This window comes from Salinifilum aidingensis, from assembly GCF_054782015.1.
In genome coordinates this window covers 145,694-159,439 of sequence record NZ_BAAGTH010000014.1, presented here as the reverse complement: position 1 = coordinate 159,439, position 13,746 = coordinate 145,694, and the positions used below count along the sequence as shown (strand labels likewise).

Sequence of the window (13,746 nt, the reverse complement as noted above, 5' to 3'; positions counted from 1 at the left end):
CGGCCGCCCACTCTTGACCCCTACCGGCAGCAACGGCTCCAGCTTCGCCCACTGCTGATCGGTCAGATCTCCACGTCCCACACCAAGATCATCTCACCCAGAGATCCACTTCTGAAACACGCCCTAGGCGCTCCACGCCATGCCCACCGTGAGGAACACGATGATCGAGGCGGCCACGGCGACCGCCGCGAAGAGCACGTGGGTGCGGCGCTTGCGGCGCTGCTTCTTGCGCTCCACGCGGGAGGTGCCGTCCTGGTCCTGGACGAAGTCGAACGGCATGTCCTTGCCGAGCTCGGGTTCGGAACCCTTGCGGCGCAGCCACTTGAACTTGTTGCGCCGGGCCTCCTCCTCCCGGGCGATCTCGTCGTGCACCGCGGAGAAGCGGGCCAGCGTCGCGTCGATCTCCTCGACCTCGCGCTCGTCGTCCTCCTCTGCGGAGTCGTCCTCCTCGTCGTCGAAAGCGTCGAAGTCCGGGACGTACTCGACCGAGTCCTCCAGCAGGGACTCGTCCTGCTCGGGCTCGTCATAGGGGTCGACGGCACCGGTGAGCGCCGTTTCCGCGCCGCCCAGCGCACCGTGCTGCGCCGTCGCCTCGGGGTCGGCCGCGGCCGGCCGCGGTGCCGCGGGGGCCGACGGGCGGGGAGGCGCGGCCGGTGCGGACCGGGCGTCCTCCGCCGCGGAGACCGGGGCGTGCTGCGTCGTCGGCGCGTCCGCGCCCGGAGCAGAGGCCGCGCTCGCACCGCTGCTCAGCGCCTGCGTGATCCGCGTGGCCGGTTCGGACCCGGCGGCGGGGCCGGCCGGGGGGCGGTTGCCGTTCTGCGGGGAACCTCCCGCCGGGGCGGCCGGCGGTGCGGCCGTCGTGCTCGGTCCCGCCTGCGGACCCGGCCCCGCCTGGGGAGCGGAGCCCGCGGGGGTTTGGGGGGCGGACTGCGGCGGGTGCCACCCGCGGTTGCCCCCGGGACGACCGGGCGGCTGCCCTTGGGGCTGTCCCGGGGGCTGCCCCTGCGGCGGCCGCGGAGGTGCTGCGGCCGCGCCCTGCGGCGGTTGCCCGGCGGCGGGGCCGGCCGGCGGTTGCGGATGCCCGTTGCTCTGGGGGGAGGACGCGGGCGGAGCCGGTGGTCGCTGCGGGAAGGCGCCTTCCGGCGCGGCGCCGTTGGACGCCGGGCCCTGCCCGGTGCTCCGGGGCGGCTGCGGGGCGTTCGGCGCGGCGCCCCCCTGCCCACCACTCGTCTGCGGGGCGCCGTTCTGCGCGGTGCCGTTCTGCGCGGCGCCGGGGGTGCTGGTGCCGGCCTGCGGGGCGCTGCCGCTCCGGGGCCCGCCGTTCGGCTGGGGGTTGTTGGGGGAGGGCGTGCCGCCGGCAGGTGGCGCCCCGTTCGCGCCCGGGGGCCTGCCGTTGGGTTCCGGGCGGGGGTGCGCCGGCGCTGCGGACCCGTTCGGGCCGGACCCGTTGCGCCCGGCCTCGGGTCGTGCCGGCCAGGCAGCGGAGGGATCGGCGGGAGCGGCGCCGTTCGGTCGGGCCGGGGGGTTCGCGCGCGACGGGGGCGGCGGCTCGCCGGGCGCGGCCTGCGGCGGTCGTGCGGGCTTCCGGCCGGCGGCCTCGGACCCGTTCGGGGCGGGCTGCTCCGGTTCGGCGCGGCGCCGGTGCGCGCTCGTCTCCTGCGGGGCCTTGCCGTGCTTGGACAGCAGGTCGATGACGTGGGTTCCGCTGGTTCCCTCCTCGCCCGCGGCGCGGCGGCGCCTGCGGCCGCCGTTCGCGTCGGCCTCGGAGCCGTTCTGGGCCTGAGGAGGGCCGTCATCACCGGTCGGGCGGGAGTCCCGGTGCCCGAGCTCGCCATGCCGGGGATCGTGCGGCACCAGATGTCCCTCCCAATGCGTACGTCTCGACTGCCATGTGACGTGCGTGCAACCGCAACGTTATCCGAACGCGGCCGCTATCCCCCGACAGATATCGACCGGCGCCATCGAAATAGTACGGCGGGTCGCCCAAACTGACGATACCGACGACAACTTATTCACAGCCAGTGCACGACATGGCTGCCTCGCTCGTCCAATTTGGTGCATCGCTTTCGGTTGAAAGCGGGTGAACAGCCGCCCGCCGTGGCGCGCTGCGATGTGTTGATCGCGTTCAGTAGTCGGCGGTCGGGCGCGGTGGAGCCGAGCGGCGTCCCGCGGCCATGCCCGCCAATCGCACCTCCTTGCCGCAGCGGTACGCCACCGCGTTCCGTCCGGCCTGCTTCGCCGCGTACAGCAAGGCATCGGCACTGATCAGCTGTTGCTCCGCGGACGGCGGCGCGGACTGGCCCGCGGTGCGCTCATGGGCCAATCCAACGCTGATCGTGACACGCAACCCCGCGGCCAACCGCGTCCAGGGGTGCTTCTCCACTCGCGCGCGGGCCTGTTCGCAGACCGACACGGCCGTCGTCGGTTCGATCTCCGGCAGGACCAGGACGAACTCCTCGCCGCCGTAGCGCGCGCAGAACCCCTCGGTGGGCAGGGCCTGGTGGAGCAGCTCGACGAGGTCCTGCAGCACGCGGTCGCCGAGCAGGTGCCCGTGCGTGTCGTTGACCTGCTTGAACCAGTCCAGGTCGACCAGGGCCAGGGCGAGCCCGGACCCGGACCCGCCGGTGTGCGCCGAGAGCATGTCGGCGAGCCGCTCGTGGAGGTAGCGGCGGTTGTAGCTCGCGGTGAGGCTGTCGCGCCTGCTCAGCTCGCGGGCTTCGGCGCGCTCCCTGCGCAGCCGGTTCACCTCGTGCCGGAGTTGCTCCGGCACCTGCACCGTCTCCGTCGTGGACATGAGGTCGAGCGCGGAGCGCAGGTGGTGGTAGGCCTGCCGCCACTGGCCCCGCGCCGCGAGTAACCGCGCTATCGACTCGTGCAGCTCGGCCATGCCGGTGCTCCCCGCGCCCTCGCGGCCGGAGCGGCTTCCGGGAGGTGGCGTCGCGGACGCGCCCTCGCGGACCGGTTCCGAACCGGCGAACCCGTTGCGCAGTCCGGCCATCGCGCTCACCTCCCGTCCGTGATGTCGTCGCCTGGGACGGATCGCTTGAGCCAGCAGATCCGAGTACGACTCGAATTCGCTCGTCCGGCTGAGCGAGTGTGCGCGCACGAGTGCACATCCGTCCAACTTCCCGGATGTGTACCGGCCTCCTGGCGTGCGCAAAACCGCTGTGCGCAAGCCCCACCCGCACGGGGGAGCGGTTCCGCTGTGTTGTTCGTCACTCGTCCCGGTTTCCGCGGTCGGACGCCGCGGGAGCCCGCGACGTGCGGCCGCCGTCCGGGGCGCCCCGCCGAAAGGGCTGGCACACCCGGTGATCCGTTGCCCCAGCAAGGAAACCGGTGCCTCGTCGGCCCGGGCGGTCGGTACCCGGCTCGTGCCCGCGGGGGCGGGTACCGCTCGCCGGAGGGGCCCGCCGCCGAGCGGCGCGCCCGCGAGCTCCCCCGCCGCGAGCCCGGCTCCTCACCGGGCGCACGGCGCGAACCCGTACAGCGAGCCGTTCAGCATCACCAGGTGCTGCGAACCGATCTGCCGGGACTGGACGACGCCGTCGCGGCGCGTGGTGACCTCGACCCCCACCACCCACACCGCGCCGCGCGGCTCGATCCCGTCCGAGGTGAACTGCGGATCGCGGCGCAGCGTCGACCACGCCGGGTCGAACTCCACGGTGGAGCCGCCGAGATCGCACTCCTGAGCGGGGAAGTCCGGGTGCTGGGTGCGGCGGAAGAAATCGCGCTGCGCGTCGGGGCCTTCGCGCGCCGCCGTGTTGTTCGCGGCGAAGTACCGCTGGGACAGCCGCAGCGGTTCGGCCTCGCGATCCGCCGCACACCCCGCCATCACGAGCACGAGCGGAACCAGACCACAGAGGACACCGCGGAATCCGCGGTGTCGCAGGCTGGTTCCGTCGAGCACCGCGATCAACCGCCGTTGTGGTCCATCTCGGCGCCCGCCGGGACGCTGGGGTCCTCGGGATCGTCCAGCCAGCCCTCCGGCAGCACGACGGTGCTCGCCGAGCCCTGGCGCCCCCGCGGGCCCTCCGCCTCCGGCGGGAAGGGGGTGCTCGGGTCCAACCGGGCCAGCAGGTCGTCGAGCTCCGGCAGCCGCGACACCAGGCCGAACTGCCGGCGCAGCTCCGAACCCACCGGGAACCCGCGCAGGTACTGCGACACGTGCTTGCGGAGGTCGCGCAGACCGGCGTCCTCGCCCATCTCCGCTGCCAGCAGCTCCGCGTGCCTGCGGATGACCCGGGTGATCTCCCCGAGCGCGGGCGGTTCCGGGACCGGCTCGCCGGCGAACGCCGCCTGCAGGTCGCGGAACAGCCAGGGGCGCCCCATGCAGCCGCGTCCGACGACCACCCCGGCGCAGCCCGTTTCCGACATCATCCGCAGCGCGTCGGAGGCGCGGAAGATGTCGCCGTTGCCCAGCACCGGGATGTCCGGCACGTGCTCGACCAGGCGGGCGATCGCCCGCCAGTCCGCGGTCCCCGAGTACCGCTGCGCCGCGGTCCGCCCGTGCAGGGTGACCGCAGCGGCACCGCTGTCAGCGGCGATCCGGCCCGCGTCGAGGTGCGTGACGTGCTCGTCGTCGATGCCGACCCGGAACTTCACCGTCACCGGGATGCCCGCGGGCTCGGCCGCGCGCACCGCCGCGCCCACGATGTCGCCGAACAGCCGGCGCTTGTACGGCAGCGCCGAGCCGCCGCCCCGGCGGGTGACCTTCGGCACCGGGCAGCCGAAGTTCATGTCCACGTGATCGGCCAAGTCCTCCTCGGCCACCATCCGCACCGCCTCGTGCATCGTGGCGGGGTCGACGCCGTAGAGCTGCAGCGACCGCGGGTGCTCCCGCTCGTCGAACCGGATCATCCGCATCGTCTTGGGGTGGCGCTCGACCAGCGCCCGCGAGGTGATCATCTCGCAGACGTACAGGCCTGCCCCGTACTCCCGGCACAACTGGCGGAACGGCGCGTTCGTGATCCCGGCCATCGGTGCGAGCACGACCGGCGTGTCGACGGTGTGCGCGCCGATGCGCAGCGGCGGGGCGACTCCCGGGGTCGCCGCTCGAAGGGTCGGATCGAGCACGGTCATCACCGGTGATTGTCCCCGACGCGGCCGCCGATCTCTCCCCAGGCCCGCCTTCCCGGGCTCTCCGTTCCGGGGACGTCCCCCGGGAGGCGTCCTCCCCGGGGTCGGCAGCACTACCCGGCGGGCGTCCGGACCGGGCTGGCGGACCGGTCCGCCGCGAGCTTCGCCACCAGCAGCGCGCCCAGCGCGGCGACCACCCCGCCGAGCAGGAACCCGGCGAGCACGTCGTGGGGGTAGTGCACCCCGAGGGAGATGCGCGTGAAGCCCTCGAGCACGGCGAGCAGGAGGGCGGGAACGGCTGCGGACCGCCAGGCGATGACCAGCGCGACCGCGGCAGCGGCGGCGATCGTTGAGTGGTTGCTGGGAAGCGACCAGTCGCCGACGGCGGGGCAGTCGACGAGGCTCGGTAACGCGTCCGGCACGGCGCGGCACGGGCGCCCCTGCTCGAGGACGCTCTTCAGCGCCTCGCTGATCCCGTAGGCCAGCGCGGTCACCGCGGGTGCGGCCACGCCCAGGGCGAGGGCCCGGCGACCGCTGCCCCGCACGCGCCACAGGTTCACCACCATCAGCAGTCCGAGCAGGAGGACCACCGCCGAGGTCGCCACCTCGAGCGAGGCCTGCAGCCAGCCCGGCGTGCTGTGCGCGAACCCGGTGATCGCGCGGTAACCGTCGACGCTGATGTCCGGAACGCCGTCCACCTCGCCCGCGGCCTCGGCGCTGCCCGCCCCGTGATCCATCCATTCCTCCTGCTGATGTTCACCGCCCTGTTGTTGACACTACGCATTGTCTGTGCAGTGCGGGGATGTCGATCATGCGGGTGGGTGGCCGCGCTCGGCGAGGGTGTTCGCGTGTGCGCGCACCGTGCTGGGCGGTAGTGTCGCCGCCGGTTCCTCCCGACGGACCCAGCTCCACCCGACGGACACGCCGAACGAGCCGACGGATTCCTCCGAGGAGGCCCAGTGCACGGGATGCGGGACGTGGCCCGAGCCGCCGAGGACGCCCTGCCGGAGGTCCTCGCCGACGTGCGGCGCCTGGTCGAGCGGGAAACCCCCAGTCACGACCGGGACGCGTTGGAGCGGGGGGTGGCCGAGCACGAAGCCCTGCTGGTCGAGCGCCTCGGGCGGCCGGAGACCCGCACCCTGTACGACGGGGGCCGGCGCGGCGACGTCCTCGACGTGACCTTCCCCGGAACCGCGCCGGGCCGGGTGCTGCTGCTGTGCCACTACGACACGGTGTGGCCGGTCGGCACGCTCGCGGAGTGGCCGTTCCGGGTGGACGGCGACCGGGCCACCGGCCCCGGCTGCCTGGACATGAAGATCGGCACCGTCCACGGGGTCCGCGCGCTGGTGCTGCTGCGCGAGCTGGGCATCCCGCACCCCTCCGTGCGGTTCCTGCTCACCGGGGACGAGGAGATCGGCAGCGACGCCTCGCGGGAGCACATCGAACGCGCCTGCGCGGCCGCGGACGGCACGCTCGTGCTCGAACCGGGGCGCGCCGGCACGGTGAAGACCCACCGCAAGGGGCTCGGCATGTTCGAGGTGACCACCCGCGGCGTCGAGGCGCACGCCGGACTGGACCCCACGGCCGGGGCCAGCGCGGTGCACGCCCTGGCCGAACTCGTCCCGCGGATCGCCGCCCTGGCCGCACCTGAGGCGGGCACGACCGTCAACATCGGCCGCATCGAGGGCGGAACCGGCCGCAACGTCGTGGCCGGGCGGGCGACCTGCGAGATCGACGTCCGCATCCAGGACCCGGACGAGCGGGCGCGCATCGACGCCGGACTGGCGGCCCTGCACGCGGCCGACCCGCGGGTGGAGGTGCGGGTCACCGGAGGCTGGAACCGTCCGCCGATGAACCCCAACCCGCCCTCGCAGGAGCTGTTCGCCACGGCCGGGGAGGTGGCCGCGGAACTCGGCCAGCCGCTGGAGGGCGTGGCGGTCGGCGGCGTCAGCGACGCCAACTTCGTCTCCGCGCTCGGCCGCCCCGTGCTGGACGGCCTCGGCGGTGCCGGGGCGGGGCCGCACTCGCGCGACGAGCACTTCGACCCCGGGCGGTCCCCGGGGCGGATCGCCCTGCTGGCCGGGATCCTCGCGCGGCTCGGCGCGACGAGCGGGCGCTGAGCCCCGGGCGCCGCGTCCCCCGGCCCGCGCAGAAGAACCGGCGCCGGTGCGGGACCGGCGCCGGTTCTCGTGCAGCGGGGTGGTTCAGGGCACCGAGCGGGTGGCCCTGGAGGAGATCTTCGCGACGAACTTCTCCAGCGGGCCCTGCCCGTACCAGCGCTGCCAGAGCACCGCGAACAGCACGCTGCCGGCGAGGAACAGCAGGGCGTTCGTCGCGGTCGAGTTCGGCTCACCGCCCCAGAGCAGCTGCATCACGACGAGGTGGCCGACGTAGCACGTCAGCGAGATCGCCCCCACCGCGGCGAACGGTTTCATGAAGCGGGCCGTGTAGGGCTGCAGCCACATGCACCCCCCGATCACGAGCAGCGAGAGCCCGACGCCGGCGGCACCGTTGAACGGGGTGCCCACGTGCGCGTAGGGCAGCAGCAGCCAGGCCGGCGTGTCGGTCGGTGGGGTGCCCTGGATCCGGAACAGGTTCAGGTGCAGGAAATCGTTGACCGCGACCCCGTCGGCATCGGCGTAGGACTGGATCGTCGCGTAGATGCGGTTGATCCCGCCGAACGCGTACAGCGTCAACCAGGAGGAGACGTAGGCGACGGCGGCGAGGGCGGCGCCGCCGAAGGTGAGCCGGCGCGCGACCGCGAGCGACGTGAGGTCGAGCCGGCCCAGGGCCATGCCGGCGAGGACGTAGCCGATCCAGATGAAGGTGGGGAACACGCCCGTCAGCATCAGCGTCACGGCGAACTCCCCGATCCCGCTCAGGGACGTGAGCATGGCGAAGTCCAGGTCGTTGAGCGGCGTGTCCATCAGCGTCTTCGGGAAGTAGGCGCTGCGGATCCACCACGAGACGACGGGCGCGAACGCGATCATGAACGCCGCCAGCAGCCCCAGGCTCCCCGCGCGCATGCGCAGGAACGGCAGCGAGAGCAGGAAGAACCCGCCGTAGTAGGCGAGGATGATCCACACCGGCACGATGAAGACCTGGTTCATGACCAGGCCGAGCGCGAGCATCAGCACGGCGCGGGTGCCGATGCGGACGAGCGCCTTGCGCCAGCTGCGGCCGACCGCCGGTTCCCTGCTGCCGGACATGATGGCGATCGAGATCCCCGCGAGCACGGCGAAGAGGATCGCCGCCCGCCCGTGGAACGGCAGGAACGCCCACGAGTGCGGGTGGTCGTAGTCGGTGGGACCGACGTGCGAGGCGAACATGCCGAGGATGGCGATCGCGCGCGCGAAGTCGATGCCGACCAGTCGGGCGGCCGATCCCGCCGCCGACTTGGCCTTCCCGCCGGTGCCGGACGATTCGCCCGAGCTGCTGCCGTTCGCCGGCGGCGGGTCCTGCGGCGGGGTGCGGGACCCGTCCGAGGCCGGGGACGAGCCGTCCCGCGCCGCGGCTTCCTGCGGAGCGCTCACTGGTTCAGTCGAACTCATATTCCCGTCTCATCCTGGCTGTGCGTTGCTGCTCGGCACATTCTCACCGATCGGCCTACATGCCCGTTGTCACGGTGGCTGTGCTGTCGACTCGGTGCTACTAGGCGTCGTCGAAGACACAGCTCATCTAATCCGGACGAGTGAGACGTCTCCGGGTTGCGCTGCGTTCCCGACACGCTGAGCGAATCAGATGCAGGAGACGTTCCGCTGTGCGGGGTGGTCGCGCGTGCGGTCCGCCGATGCCCTCCCCCACCGCCGACCGGCCCGGCCGCCGGTCGGTGCGGCCGCCGGTCGGCCCGGGACGGCGCACGACCGCACCGCCCGGGGGGCGGTGATCGTGCGGCCCGCTCGCCTCACCGTGATCAAGAGTACGCAGTGCGCGGCTCCGGTGCACTCCTCCGGACGGCAGGATCGACTCGGCGCGTGCGGATGAGCTCGGGGGCGGCCACCGCGCCGCCTGCGCCCGGCGCCGCCGTGCGGTTGGCCCTGCTGTACAGCCGGTCCGCTGTGCGGTTGGCCCTGCTGTTCGACCGGTCCCGCACGCAGCCGGCGACGTGAAACGACCCCGGCCGTCCGGCCGGGGTCGTAGCCGCGTGGTCCGCGGCGAGTCACATCACGCGGGCGCACGGGTGGTGCCGAGCACCGGCCCGTGCAGGCGCCGCGTTCCGCGAATCGTTCAGAGGGCGACGACGTTGACCGCCTGGGGCCCCTTCGGGGTCTGGCTGATCTCGAACTCGACCTGCTGGTTCTCCTCCAGGGTGCGGAAGCCCGTGCCCTGGATCTCCGAGTAGTGGACGAACACGTCCGGCTCGCCCTCGCGGGCGATGAAGCCGAAGCCCTTCTCCGAGCTGAACCACTTCACGGTGCCGGTAGTCATGATGCTTCCTCGATCTTTCGACAGCGGCTTGCTGTCCCGGCCGCACTGCACGACCGGGGGTTGGTCCATGCGACGACGAGGTCTCCGGCTTGCCCAGCAAGAAGAAACGCAACGGCGCCCGCAACGACGTTCTTTGCGAGCGTGGTGATACACGAACACAAAAACTTCAGACCTGGGGTCACTGTACGCCACGGAGCTCCACGAGGCGACCACCTCTGCCCCGATCGTGGTGATCAGCCGGTCCCGGCGCGTCGCGAGCGCGCGCCCCGGGCCGCGCGTGGGGCCGGTGGCCTGCTGGTTCGGCGCGTTCGGGTGGTCCTCCGCTGTTGCGCGCGGGATCTGTAGGCTGGCTCTCGAAAACGATTTTCATTGCAGATTAGCTGCCGGAGCCCCGGAGGTGTGCCGATGAAGGTGCGCAGCTCGCTGCGCTCGTTGAAGAGCAAGCCCGGAGCCCAGGTCGTGCGCCGGCACGGCAAGGTCTTCGTGATCAACAAGAGCGACCCGCGGTACAAGGCCCGGCAGGGCTGAGGGCTCGTTCCGCGCCCGGAGGTCGCTCACCGCGCGGCGCGCAGCAGGTCGTTGCACGAGCGCGCCGCGAGCTGGGCGGTTCGACGCCCGGCGACCGCGTGCGCCCCTCGCGCTGCTGCTGCGGGCGCCCGCGGTCGCCGTCGTGCTCGATCGCTCCGACCTCGACGAAGGTGCCGCGGCCGTCGACTTCGTCCAGTCGTCGACCGATTTCGTCCGGATCGGCGCAGCGCGCCTCGATCTCGACGTCGAGGTGCTCCACGTCCGCGCGATCGCAGCTTCGTTCGGCGCGGTACGTCCCGTTTCCGGCGGAAAGCGCGGACGGGGAGGAATACCTGTTTGGTCCGATTCCCGCGCGAAAGCGCGCTCCGCGCCCCAACCTACCGAATTGCGGTGGATCGTTGCTCCGGAACGGGCGGATCGGCGCCGCTCGGTGAGCGACTTCTCGTGCCGGTCTTGCTCCGGACGGGTGAAAATCGTGGGGATCGAAGGAATCGGTGGACACGGTCGGGTGATCCTGCGATCTTCATGCGCGCTGTGTTGGCAGAGCGCGATCGGGAAGTGGGGGAAACGCGTGCTTCTTTCTGGGGGCGATCGTTGGGTTCGCTTGCTCGGAGCGGTGCTGACGACCGCGGCCGTGGCCTCGGGGTGCGGATGGCAGCAGCCCGGATCCGGGTCATCGCCCGAGACCGTGACCGTGACCAAGCCCGCTCCGCGGAGCGGGGAGACCACATCGGACGAACCGGAGAGCGGGGAGGGCTCCGCTGCGGAGACGGCGACCGGATCCGAGTCGGGCGAGACCGCGGCGGAGTCCACACAGGACGAAACGGGGTCGGCGGCTGACGCGGGTAGCGCGCCGCCGTGCCGGACCGAGCAGCTGCGGGCGCGGTTCTACCCGAGCAAGGGGGCGCACGTCTCGACGGGACCGGACGGGAAGATGCACACCACGCTTCGGCTCGCCAACGTGGGTGCGGAGCCCTGCGTGGTGCAGGGGCGTGCGCGCGTGGTGTTCACCGATGGTCAGGGCGTCGAGCTGGGCGGGGACACGCTCGACACCCCGGCCGGCCCCGGTCCTGAGCTGACGCTGCCCACGCGCGGCGGCGCCCTGCAGGACATGTCGTGGGACATCCACAACGGGGGCTGCACGGATGCGCTGGGGGCGCTCATCTATCCGCCGGGGCAGGACGAACCGATCAGGCTGCCGTGGAACCTCGGAGCGATCTGCGACGACATGCGCGTCGAGCACAGCCAGCTGTACGCGGGCTGATCCCGGCCGCCGCAGAACTGTTGAGCCGGAGAGCGCACGGAAGAACGGGGGTTGAGCATGAACTGGCGATTGGCGCGAAGTCTCGAGGTGCTCAAGGAGCAGATCGACCGGGCCTTCCCGAACCGCAACGAGGCCAGCGACGGAACCATCGGCGACCGGAGCCACCAGAACAGCCGGAGCGATCACAACCCGCACTACGGGCCGGGAATCGTGACCGCGATGGACATCACGCACGATCCGCGGAACGGGGTCGACATCGACCGGCTCACCGATGAGCTCGCCGCCAGCAAGGACCCGCGGATCAAGTACCTCATCGCGAACGGCCTCATCCTGGACACGCGGCCGCAGTTCAACCCGTGGCAGTGGGTGCGGTACGACGGCAGCAACCCGCACACCAAGCACTTCCACATCTCCGTGGTGGCCTCTCCGGAGTGCGACGACCCGCGGCCGTGGAACCTGCCGAGCCTCGGCGGGCAGGGGAACCAGCACCCGCCGAAGCCGCCGCCGAACCAGCCCCAGCCCAACCAGCCGCAGCCCAACCAGCCGCAGCCCAACCAGCCGCAGCCCAACCAGCCGCAGCCCAACCAGCCGCAGCCCAACCAGCCGCCGCAGCAGGGCGAGCCGCGGCCGCCGGAACCGCAGTACCCGCCGGCCCCGCAGGGGCCGCCGCCGAGCGACGGGAACAACGTGCCGCGTCCCGACCCCGAGGTCGCCAAGACGGTCTTCCTCGTCGGCAAGGAGAGGAACGCCTCGCCGCGGGTCATGCTGGCGGCGTTCGAGACCGGCTTGGTCGAGTCGGAGATGACCAACCTCAACTACGGCCACGCCGACTCGCTCGGCGTGTTCCAGCAGCGGCCCAGCATGGACTGGGGGTCGCCGCAGGAGGTCATGAACGTCAACTACGCGGCGCACCAGTTCTTCGAGCGTGCGCTCGAAGAGGACCGGAAGCTGGGGCCGGACGTGAGCGCCGGCCAGCTCGCGCAGGAAGTGCAGAAGTCAGCGTTCGGGGAGCGCTACGACCAGCGCGAGGAGGACGCCGAGGCGCTGCTGGGCAAGACGCGCGAGCAGTTCGAGCAGCAGCCGCCACCGGGACCGCCGCCCGGCCAGGGTCAGCCGGGTCGGGGGCAGCCGGGGCGCCCACCGGGCAACCAGCAGCCGCCCCAGCCCGGTCATCCGGGGCAGCCCGGTCAGCCTGGAAATCAGCAGCCCGGCCACCCCGGGCAGCCCGGTCAGCCGGGCCAGCAACCGCCGCGCCAGCCCGGAAACCAGCCCCCCGGGCAGCCGGGGCGTCCTGGGCGGCCCGGCCAGCCTGGAAATCAGCAACCCGGCCAGCCCGGCCAACCGGGGCAACCGGGGCAACCGAGTCGTCCCGGACAGCCCGGGCGGCCACCGGCCCAGCGTCCGCCGCAGCCCGAACCGGCGCACCCGAAGGCCTTCGGTTCCTGGGTGATCGCGACCCCGGCCGGCACGCTGTCGGCGTTCGCGGGCAGTTCCAGCACGGGCGAAGTCGTCACGGCGTGGCAGGTCGCGCCGGGTGGTGACTGGGTCGGCTGGCTCGGGATCGGCGCGGAGCCGGAGGGCGCACCGGTCGTGGCGCGCGACCCGGAGGACGCGCTGTGGGTGTTCGCCCGCGCTCGCGACGGCCGGATCGCGGTGTCCAGCTGCCCCGCCCCGGGGGCTCCGTGGGGCGAGTGGGAGCACGTCGGCGAGCGGGTCGCCGGTGATCCGGCGGTCGTGCTGAACCCCGACGGTTCGCTGGCCGCGTACGCCATCGGCGAGGACGGCAAGCTGCACGGCTCCTCGCAGGCGGGCCGGGGCGGCCACTGGACCGGCTGGACGGACTTCGGTGGGGAGCAGCTGCAGGGCACGCCCGCGGTGGCGGTGCGTCCGGACGGCACCGCGTCCGTGTTCGCCCGCGGGCCGGAGGGCCAGGTGCTCACCAGCACGCAGGGCACGGCGGGTGCGGGCTGGTCGCCGTGGGAGGACCTCGGCGGCACGATGTCGGCCGATCCGGCCGCGTTCGCCCTGCCGGACGGAACCGTCGTGGTCCTCGCCGTCGGCGAGGACGAGGGCCTCTACGCGCAGCCGCAGCCGGGTGGTCGGTGGTCCGCCCTCGGCGGGGCGTGCGCCGGGGTCCCGGCGGCCCTGATCGAACCGGACGGGCGGCTCGAGGTGCTGGTCCGCGGTTCGGGAGGCGGGCTCATCGCGATCCGCCAGGAGGGCCCGCACGGCGGCTGGGAGGCCGCTCGCGAGGTGGACGGCGCGCTCTCCGGCGATCCGGTCGCGGTCGGACTGCCCGGTGGCTCGGCCGCGGCGTTCGCGATCGCCGAGGACGGCGACATGGTGACCACGACCCGTCCGGATCCCTCCGGGGACTGGGGGCCGTGGGAGCCGCTGCTCGACTCGTTGCGCGCCGGCTGAGGCCGCGCCGCCAGGGGTCGGGCGTTCGC

General features: G+C 73.0%; 12 protein-coding genes. 5 read left to right on the top strand and 7 right to left on the bottom strand.

Annotated elements, in window-relative coordinates; all coding sequences use genetic code 11:
- Nucleotides 1–123: 123 nt before the first annotated feature.
- From ACYVJE_RS18820 to ACYVJE_RS18800, 5 genes are all read right to left on the bottom strand, one after another.
- On the bottom strand, nucleotides 124–1,854 hold the full coding sequence (locus ACYVJE_RS18820) for a hypothetical protein (protein ID WP_461145472.1): 1,731 nt from the start codon (nucleotides 1,852–1,854) through the stop codon (nucleotides 124–126).
- Nucleotides 1,855–2,125: 271 nt separating this feature from the next.
- On the bottom strand, nucleotides 2,126–2,998 hold the full coding sequence (locus tag ACYVJE_RS18815; RefSeq protein WP_459157588.1) for a GGDEF domain-containing protein: 873 nt from the start codon (nucleotides 2,996–2,998) through the stop codon (nucleotides 2,126–2,128).
- A 459-nt stretch (nucleotides 2,999–3,457) separates the two neighbouring features.
- On the bottom strand, nucleotides 3,458–3,832 hold the full coding sequence (locus ACYVJE_RS18810; RefSeq protein ID WP_461145481.1) for a hypothetical protein: 375 nt from the start codon (nucleotides 3,830–3,832) through the stop codon (nucleotides 3,458–3,460).
- Between the two features lie 80 nt (nucleotides 3,833–3,912).
- On the bottom strand, nucleotides 3,913–5,079 hold the full coding sequence (gene dusB, locus ACYVJE_RS18805) for a tRNA dihydrouridine synthase DusB (protein ID WP_461145471.1): 1,167 nt from the start codon (nucleotides 5,077–5,079) through the stop codon (nucleotides 3,913–3,915).
- 110 nt (nucleotides 5,080–5,189) lie between these two features.
- Nucleotides 5,190–5,813, bottom strand: coding sequence for a phosphatase PAP2 family protein (locus ACYVJE_RS18800; RefSeq protein WP_461145470.1), 624 nt, complete (start codon nucleotides 5,811–5,813; stop codon nucleotides 5,190–5,192).
- Nucleotides 5,814–6,044: 231 nt separating this feature from the next.
- Here ACYVJE_RS18800 and ACYVJE_RS18795 point away from each other — a divergent pair, with 231 nt between their 5' ends.
- Nucleotides 6,045–7,196, top strand: a complete 1,152-nt coding sequence (locus tag ACYVJE_RS18795) for a M20/M25/M40 family metallo-hydrolase (RefSeq protein WP_461145480.1) — start codon at nucleotides 6,045–6,047, stop codon at nucleotides 7,194–7,196.
- An 84-nt stretch (nucleotides 7,197–7,280) separates the two neighbouring features.
- On the opposite strand, the gene ACYVJE_RS18790 is transcribed toward ACYVJE_RS18795, so the two are convergent.
- Nucleotides 7,281–8,609 carry a heparan-alpha-glucosaminide N-acetyltransferase domain-containing protein gene (locus ACYVJE_RS18790; RefSeq protein ID WP_461145469.1) on the bottom strand — a complete coding sequence of 443 codons (1,329 nt, stop codon included), beginning with the start codon at nucleotides 8,607–8,609 and terminating at the stop codon, nucleotides 7,281–7,283.
- Between the two features lie 441 nt (nucleotides 8,610–9,050).
- On the opposite strand from ACYVJE_RS18790, the gene ACYVJE_RS18785 reads away from it, so the two are divergent.
- Nucleotides 9,051–9,185: a hypothetical protein gene (locus ACYVJE_RS18785; protein WP_461145468.1), complete on the top strand. Its 135-nt coding sequence runs from the start codon at nucleotides 9,051–9,053 to the stop codon at nucleotides 9,183–9,185.
- Nucleotides 9,186–9,303: 118 nt separating this feature from the next.
- Here ACYVJE_RS18785 and ACYVJE_RS18780 read toward each other — a convergent pair whose 3' ends face one another.
- On the bottom strand, nucleotides 9,304–9,504 hold the full coding sequence (locus ACYVJE_RS18780; RefSeq protein WP_459157584.1) for a cold-shock protein: 201 nt from the start codon (nucleotides 9,502–9,504) through the stop codon (nucleotides 9,304–9,306).
- 405 nt (nucleotides 9,505–9,909) lie between these two features.
- Here ACYVJE_RS18780 and ykgO point away from each other — a divergent pair, with 405 nt between their 5' ends.
- From ykgO to ACYVJE_RS18765, 3 genes are all read left to right on the top strand, one after another.
- The gene (ykgO, locus tag ACYVJE_RS18775) at nucleotides 9,910–10,032 is read left to right on the top strand and encodes a type B 50S ribosomal protein L36 (RefSeq protein WP_459157583.1); all 123 of its coding nucleotides are present in this window, start codon (nucleotides 9,910–9,912) and stop codon (nucleotides 10,030–10,032) included.
- 688 nt (nucleotides 10,033–10,720) lie between these two features.
- Nucleotides 10,721–11,296 (top strand): DUF4232 domain-containing protein, encoded by a 576-nt coding sequence (locus ACYVJE_RS18770; protein ID WP_461145467.1) that lies wholly within the window; start codon nucleotides 10,721–10,723, stop codon nucleotides 11,294–11,296.
- A 57-nt stretch (nucleotides 11,297–11,353) separates the two neighbouring features.
- Nucleotides 11,354–13,717, top strand: a complete 2,364-nt coding sequence (locus ACYVJE_RS18765; protein ID WP_461145466.1) for a PLL family lectin — start codon at nucleotides 11,354–11,356, stop codon at nucleotides 13,715–13,717.
- The last annotated feature ends 29 nt before the right edge of the window (nucleotides 13,718–13,746 follow it).

Bases quoted from the DNA above. Each gene is read 5' to 3' on its own strand.
- ACYVJE_RS18795 (WP_461145480.1), top strand. From the start codon at position 6,045: ATGCGGGACGTGGCCCGAGCCGCCGAGGACGCCCTGCCGGAGGTCCTC.
- dusB (WP_461145471.1), bottom strand. From the start codon at position 5,079: ATGACCGTGCTCGATCCGACCCTTCGAGCGGCGACCCCGGGAGTCGCC.
- ACYVJE_RS18810 (WP_461145481.1), bottom strand. From the start codon at position 3,832: ATGGCGGGGTGTGCGGCGGATCGCGAGGCCGAACCGCTGCGGCTGTCC.
- ACYVJE_RS18815 (WP_459157588.1), bottom strand. From the start codon at position 2,998: ATGGCCGGACTGCGCAACGGGTTCGCCGGTTCGGAACCGGTCCGCGAG.
- ACYVJE_RS18800 (WP_461145470.1), bottom strand. From the start codon at position 5,813: ATGGATCACGGGGCGGGCAGCGCCGAGGCCGCGGGCGAGGTGGACGGC.
- ACYVJE_RS18780 (WP_459157584.1), bottom strand. From the start codon at position 9,504: ATGACTACCGGCACCGTGAAGTGGTTCAGCTCGGAGAAGGGCTTCGGC.
- ykgO (WP_459157583.1), top strand. From the start codon at position 9,910: ATGAAGGTGCGCAGCTCGCTGCGCTCGTTGAAGAGCAAGCCCGGAGCC.
- ACYVJE_RS18765 (WP_461145466.1), top strand. From the start codon at position 11,354: ATGAACTGGCGATTGGCGCGAAGTCTCGAGGTGCTCAAGGAGCAGATC.